The organism is Micromonospora antibiotica (assembly GCF_017599305.1).
Classification (GTDB): Bacteria; Actinomycetota; Actinomycetes; order Mycobacteriales; family Micromonosporaceae; genus Micromonospora; species Micromonospora antibiotica.
Map to the genome: position 1 here is coordinate 104,629 of NZ_JAGFWR010000021.1, position 6,765 is coordinate 111,393.

Consider the following 6,765-nt stretch of genomic DNA (forward strand, 5'->3'; position numbering starts at 1 on the left):
CCACCGCGCCGGCACCCGACGCCGGGACGACGACCGCACCCGGCCTGGTCGGTGGGGGCGCGGCGGTGACCGTGGTCGCGCTCGTGCTCGCCGTCGCGGTGACCGCGCTGACCGCGCACACCTGGGTCAACGCCCGGTACTGGCTGCGCCGGCCCGCCGACGGGCCGGTCGGGGTCAACGAGACGGTGGCGGTGCTGCTGCCGCTGCGCGACGAGGCCGATCGGGTCACCCCGTGCCTGCGCGCGCTGCTCGCCCAACAGGGGGTGTCCGACCTGCGGATCGTGGTGCTCGACGACGGTTCGACCGACGGCACCGCCGGGGTGGTCCGCGCGGTCGTCGGTGACGACCCCCGGGTCACCCTGCACACCGGGGTCACCCCGCCACCGGGCTGGCTGGGCAAGCCGTACGCCTGCCACCAGCTCGCCGGGCACGCCGGACCGGACGCCACCGTGTACGCCTTCGTCGACGCGGACGTGGTGCTCACCCCGTACGCGGTGGCGGCGGCGGTGACCGAGCTGCGGGCGGCGCGGGCGACGCTGCTGTCGGCGTACCCGAGGATTCTGGTGCGGACGGTGGGTGACCGGCTGGTGCAGCCGCTGTTGCAGTGGTTGTGGTTGACCTTCCTGCCGCTGCGCGCGATGGAACGCTCGCCGCGGCCGTCGCTGGCCGCCGCCGGTGGGCAGTTCCTGCTGGTGGACCGGGCCGGCTACGAGCGGGCCGGCGGGCACGCCGCAGTCGCCGACCGGGTGCTGGAGGACATCGAGCTGGCCCGCGCGGTGAAACGCGCGGGCGGCCGGATCGCGCTGGCCGACGGCTCCCGGCTGGCCGCCTGCCGGATGTACGAGACCTGGCCGCAGCTGCGCGACGGCTACACCAAGTCGCTCTGGGCCACCTTCGGCCACCCGGGGGCCGCCGCGACCGTGGTCGCCGCGCTGCTGCTGCTCTACACCGCGCCACCGCTGCTGGCGGTGACGGCGCTGGCGGCGGGTTCACCGCCGGCCGCCGGGCTGGCCCTGACCGGGTACGCGGTGGGAGTCGCCGGGCGGGTGGTCGCCGCCCGCGCCACCGGCGGCCGGGCCTGGCCCGACGCGCTGGCCCACCCCGGCTCGGTCGTGGTGCTCGGTTGGCTGACCCTACGGTCGTACCATCTGCGGAAGCGGCGTCGCCTGTCCTGGCGTGGCCGCCCGGTCAGCTAGGAGGCGCGGCATGGCGCGGATCGTGGTCATCGGCGCCGGCGTGGGCGGGCTGGCCACCGCCGCCCGGCTCGCCGTCAGCGGGCACGAGGTGACCGTCTTCGAACGGTCCGACACCGTCGGCGGCAAACTCGGCAGGTACGTCCACGACACCCCGGCCGGCAGCTTCCACTTCGACACCGGGCCGAGCCTGCTCACCCTGCCGCAGGTCTTCCACGACCTGTTCGAGGCCACCGGCGCGAAACTCGACGAGTACCTCGACCTGACCCCGCTGGACCCGATCGTGCGGCACGTCTTCCCCGGCGGCGGGCCGGCCCTCGACTCGTGCGCCGACCCGGACGAGTTCGCCGCCCGCATCGGCGTCGCCCTCGGCGACCGGGCCGCCGCCGACTGGCGGCGGCTGTGGCGGCGGGCCGCCCGGGTGTGGACCGCATCGCACCGGGACATCCTGCGGCGTACCGTCGACTCGCCGCGCGACCTGGCGGCGCTGGCCTGGCGGCTGGGTGACCTGGCCGCCATCGGGCCCGGCCGCACCCTGCGCGGGCTGGGCCGCAGCCACCTGTCCGACCCCCGGCTGCGGATGCTGCTCGACCGGTACGCCACCTACACCGGCGCGGACCCACGCCGGGCCCCGGCCGCGCTGGTCGCCGTCCCCTACGCCGAGCTGACCTTCGGCGGCTGGTACCTGCGCGGCGGGCTGGGCACCCTGGCCGACGCGCTGCTGTCCCGCTGCCTGGATCTGGGCGTGACGGTCCGCACCGGGGAGACCGTCACCCGGATCGACGCCGCCGGTGGCCGGGTGCACGGGGTACGCCTCGCCGGGGTCCACGCGCCCGTCCCCGCCGACGTGGTCGTCGCCAACGCCGACGCGCTCACCGTCTACCGGGACCTGCTGCCGCACCCGGGGCGGCTGGCCGCCCTCACCGACCGCAGCCTGGCCGGTTTCGTGCTGCTGCTCGGGGTACGCGGCGACTCCGGGCTGGCCCACCACAACGTCTTCTTCCCCACCGACTACCACGCCGAGTTCGACGCCGTCTTCGGTGACCCCGGGCGGGGGGTGCGGGCCCGACCGGCGACCGACCCGACAATCTTCGTCACCGTGGCCGACGACCCGACCGCCCGCCCGACCGGGCACGAGGCGTGGTTCGTGCTGGTCAACGCCGCACGCCACGGCACCGCCCCGGACGCCGTCAACTGGCGTCGGCCGGGGCTCGCCGACGCGTACGCCGACCGGATCCTCGACGTGCTCGCCGCGCGCGGGGTCGACGTCCGCGACCGGCTGGTGTTCCGCGAGACCCGTACCCCCGCCGACCTGGACGCCGCGACCGCCGCGCCCGGCGGGTCGATCTACGGCACGGCCGGTGGGCTGCTCCGCCCCGCCAACCGGGGGCCGGTGCACGGGTTGTGGCTGGTCGGCGGCTCCACCCACCCCGGCGGCGGCCTGCCCATGGTCACCCTGTCGGCGCAGATCGTCGCCGACGAGATCGGCCCCGCCTGGTAGGCCACCGCCCCTGCCCGGCCCGTCGGGGCGGGCGGGTCAGCCGGCGTCGAGCAGGGCGCGGCGGACGGTGGACAGCAGCTGCCCCAGGCCGAAGCCGGCCAGCAGCACCCAGACGGCGGTGGCCATGGTGATGGTGCCGGCGGTCAGGTCGAGGTCGATGAGCCCGGTCAACCCGGCCAGCAGCAGCCCGACCAGGGCGACGCAGACCCGGGTGGGCCGCTCCCCCACGGTGACCGCACCGATCTCCCGCATCCCGGCGGCGACCGCGCGGGCCCGCACGTACTCGTGCAGCCAGGACAACGCGCCGGCCGCGACCACCAGCGCACCGGGCGCTCCGATCAGCCAGAACGCCGCCAACCAGGCGATCTCACCGAGCCGGTCGGCGACCGAGTCGTAGACGTAGCCGAGCCGGGTGGTCCGGCCGGTGGCGACCGCGACCGCCCCGTCGACACTGTCGGCGACCGAGGCCAACAGCACGAACAGCGCGCCGACGATCGGGCCCTGCGCCGACCGGACGCTGAACAGCGGCACGCACAGGCAGAGCAGCACCCCGCCGACGGTCACCGCGGTCGGGGTCACCCGCAGCCGTCCCAGCACATAGCCGACGTGGTACGCGAAACGCAGCCAGGCCCGGACCACCGGCGCCGCGACCCGGGGGTCGAAGCCGCCGTGCAGCCGCGCCCACGCGGTCGCGTACTCGTCCCATTTCAGCTGTGTGCCCACCATCGGTCAACCGTCGCGGCCTGGTCGAGGTGTCGGGGTCGACGCGTTCACACCCGGGCGTCGGCCCGCAGGCTGCGCCACACCTCCCGGGTCGCGGGAGAACGGTTGAGGGTGATGAAGTGGATGCCGGGCACCCCCTCGTCGAGCAACCGGGCGCACATCTCGCTGGCCTGTTCGATGCCGAGCCGGCGGACCGCCTCCGGGTCGTCGGCGACCCGGGCGAACCGCTCGGCCAGCGCGGGCGGGAAGGGCGCTCCGGACAACTGCACCGAACGTTCGATGGTGCCGATCTGGGTCACCGGCATCACCCCGGCCAGGATCGGGGTGTCGCAGCCGGCCGCCGCGACCCGGTCGCGCAGCCGCAGGTAGTCGTCGGCGTCGAAGAACATCTGGGTGATGGCGAACTCCGCGCCGGCCCGACACTTACGCACGAAGTGCGCGGTGTCGCTGTCCACGTCGGCCGAGCGGGGATGCTTGTAGGGGAAGGCGGCCACCCCGACGCTGAAGTCGCCGGCCTCCCGGACCAGCCGGACCAGGTCCTCGGCGTAGTCGACGCCCTCCGGGTGCCGGATCCACTCCCCTCCCGGGTCACCGGGCGGGTCACCCCGGACGGCGAGCACGTTGCGCACCCCCACGCCGGCCAGCCGTCCGATCACGTTGCGCAGCTCGGCGACGGAGTGGTTGACGGCGGTCAGGTGCGCCATCGGCAGCAGCGTGGTCTCGGTGGCGATCCGTTCGGTCACCGCGACCGTGGTGTCCCGGGTCGAACCACCGGCCCCGTAGGTGATCGACACGAACGACGGGCGCAACGACTCCAGCTCCCGGATGGCCTGCCAGAGCAGCCGCTCGCCCTGCGCCGTCTTGGGCGGGAAGAACTCGAACGAGAACGTCGGCTGGCGGGCGCGGATCAGCTCCCCGATCGCCGGCTGGGGATTGGGAAGGACAGAGGGAAGACCGAGCGCCACGTGACGACTCTAGCGGGCGACGCGGCCCGACCCCACGCACTTCCCACCAGAGCATCGACACCCGCCGAAACCCGGCCGACCGACGCCGTCGCCACGCGGCGGCGCACGTCGTGACCCCGGGGTGGAAACGTCGTACGCCGGGGGTAGAACGGACGGGCGCGGGTGGCGTCGGTCGGTGCCGACGCCCGGGGTCACGCGCGGGGGTCGGCCACCGTGACCGGCGGCATCCCGGCCGTGCTGTGGGGCGGACGGGCACGGCCGCGTCGACACCCACCGGAGGACCGATGACCCCGTCCGACCCGAGCCTGCTCGGGCCGCTGATCGCCCAACTGCGGCTGGCCCGTGGGTGGAGCCAGCAGCGGCTCGCCGACGAGCTGTGCGCCACCGCCGGCACACCCACCCTGACCCGGCACGAGGTGTCCCGGTGGGAACGGGCGGTACGGGTGCCGGGCGACCGCTGGCGACGGCAGCTCGCCGTCGTCCTCGACGCTCCGATCGGGTCCCTGGCCGGCGGCCCGCCCCGCGACCGGAAGGCCGCTCCGACCCGGCGGGCCGACCCGACCCGGCGGGCCGACCCGACCCGGCGGGCCGACCCGACCCGGCGAGCCACTCCCACCCGGCAGACCGACCCCACCCGACCTGCCACTCCCACCCGGCAGGCCGCTCCGACCCGGCGAGCCACTCCGACCCGGCAGGCCGCTCCGAAGCCGACCCGGGCCGGCAACGCCGCCCCGGGTCGATGGATCGAGCCGGGTCCGGACGGGCCGACACCACAGCGGCGTCGGACCGGTCCGACGCCGGGCAAGGGACCGGGGTCGGGCGGCGGTCCCGTGTCGGGCGGCGGTCCTGTGTCGGGTGGCGGTCCTGTGTCGGGCGGCGGTCCCGTCTTGGGCAAGGGACCCGTGTCGGGTGGCGGTCCCGTGTCGGGCAAGGGACCGGGGTCGGGCAACGGTCCGTGCCGTCCGGCGGGACACCCCGGCCGCCCGGTCGGGCGGGGTCGGGGTGGCGACCGGGATGACGCGCCGAGCCGCTGGTGAGGCGGCGGCGGTGGGGACCGGCTAGCGTCGTGGCGTGACCCACGCTGCTCCCGTCTCCCCTGTCGACCGTGCCGGCCTGCGGCAGCGCGTCGACAAGGCGTTGACCGAGTTCCTGTCCGGCCGGCGCAGCTGGATGGCCGGCATCGACGAGGCACTGGCCCCGGTCGCCGAGGCCATCGAGGGGTTCGTGCTCGGTGGCGGCAAGCGGCTGCGTCCGGCCTTCGCGTACTGGGGGTTCCGGGGTGCCGGCGGGGTGGACGCCGACCCGGTGGTGACCGCCCTGGCGGCACTGGAGTTCTTCCAGGCCAGCGCGCTGATCCACGACGACCTGATGGACCGGTCGGACACCCGGCGCGGTGAGCCGGCGGTGCACCGACGGTTCGCCACCCGACACCGGGCGTCCGGCTGGCACGGTGATCCGGACAGCTTCGGCGACGCGGCGGCGATCCTGCTCGGTGACCTCTGCCTGGTCTGGTCCGACGAGCTGCTGCACTCCGCCGGACTGGCCCCGCACACGGTGGCCCGGGCCCGGCCGGTCTTCGACGAGATGCGCGGCGAGGTCACCGTCGGGCAGTACCTCGACGTGCTCACCCAGGCGACCGGGGAGGTCTCGCTGGAGCGGGCCGGCAAGGTGGCCCGGTACAAGTCGGCCAAGTACACCGTCGAGCGGCCGTTGCTGCTCGGCGCCGCGCTCGCCGACGCGTCGCCCGACGTGCGTACCGCCTACTCGGCGTACGGGTTGCCGCTCGGTGAGGCGTTCCAGCTCCGCGACGACGTGCTGGGAGTGTTCGGCGACCCGGCGCAGACCGGCAAGCCGGCCGGGGACGACCTGCGCGAGGGTAAGCGCACCTACCTGGTGGCGGCGGCGGTGGAGGTCGCCGACGAGGCCGGCCGGGACCTGCTGCTCAGCCGGCTCGGCGATCCGGAGCTGGACGAGGACGGGGTGGCCCGGCTCCGCGAGCTGATCAGCGCCACCGGCGCGTTGGCCCGCACCGAGCAGCGCATCGTCACCCTCACCGACACCGCCCTGGCCGCCCTGGCCGGCGTCGACCTCGATACCGAGGCCCGCCAGGCCCTGGTCGACCTGGCCATAGCCGCCACCCGCCGCGCCGACTAACCCCCTCCCCCTCCCCCTCCCCTGCCTCCCTCCCCGCCCCACCCCGACCGCCCGACCGCCCGCCCGCCCAATCACGTTGATCAAGAGGTTTCGGTCACGAATGGGCCGGCGGTTTCTAGGCTTCAGTGCAACTGATCTTGGGTTGGGTTGGAGGTCCTGGTGGCGAAGCCGGGTGTGTTGACGTTCGGGCATCGGCAGGTGTTGGAGCATCTGTGGGCTTCGGGTCGGA

Annotated in this window: 5 protein-coding genes; 3 read left to right on the forward strand and 2 right to left on the reverse strand. The window is 75.2% G+C overall.

Features of this window, described 5'->3' with window-relative positions; all coding sequences use genetic code 11:
- The first annotated feature begins 71 nt into the window (after window positions 1–71).
- Together JQN83_RS25880 and JQN83_RS25885 are read left to right on the forward strand one after the other, a co-directional pair.
- Window positions 72–1,196, forward strand: coding sequence for a glycosyltransferase family 2 protein (locus JQN83_RS25880; protein ID WP_208569771.1), 1,125 nt, complete (start codon window positions 72–74; stop codon window positions 1,194–1,196).
- A 10-nt stretch (window positions 1,197–1,206) separates the two neighbouring features.
- The gene (locus JQN83_RS25885; RefSeq protein WP_208569759.1) at window positions 1,207–2,694 is read left to right on the forward strand and encodes a phytoene desaturase family protein; all 1,488 of its coding nucleotides are present in this window, start codon (window positions 1,207–1,209) and stop codon (window positions 2,692–2,694) included.
- A 36-nt stretch (window positions 2,695–2,730) separates the two neighbouring features.
- Here the strand turns inward: JQN83_RS25885 and JQN83_RS25890 are convergent, their stop codons facing one another.
- A complete protein-coding gene (locus JQN83_RS25890; RefSeq protein ID WP_208569760.1) occupies window positions 2,731–3,420 on the reverse strand; it encodes a CDP-alcohol phosphatidyltransferase family protein in 690 nt (229 codons plus the stop codon).
- A 44-nt stretch (window positions 3,421–3,464) separates the two neighbouring features.
- A complete protein-coding gene (gene metF / locus JQN83_RS25895; protein ID WP_208569761.1) occupies window positions 3,465–4,382 on the reverse strand; it encodes a methylenetetrahydrofolate reductase [NAD(P)H] in 918 nt (305 codons plus the stop codon).
- Window positions 4,383–5,453: 1,071 nt separating this feature from the next.
- On the opposite strand from metF, the gene JQN83_RS25905 reads away from it, so the two are divergent.
- On the forward strand, window positions 5,454–6,536 hold the full coding sequence (locus JQN83_RS25905) for a polyprenyl synthetase family protein (protein WP_208569763.1): 1,083 nt from the start codon (window positions 5,454–5,456) through the stop codon (window positions 6,534–6,536).
- Window positions 6,537–6,765 lie beyond the last annotated feature (229 nt).

Coding starts and splice junctions, on each gene's coding strand:
- JQN83_RS25885 (WP_208569759.1), top strand. CDS start 1,207: ATGGCGCGGATCGTGGTCATCGGCGCCGGCGTGGGCGGGCTGGCCACC.
- JQN83_RS25890 (WP_208569760.1), bottom strand. CDS start 3,420: ATGGTGGGCACACAGCTGAAATGGGACGAGTACGCGACCGCGTGGGCG.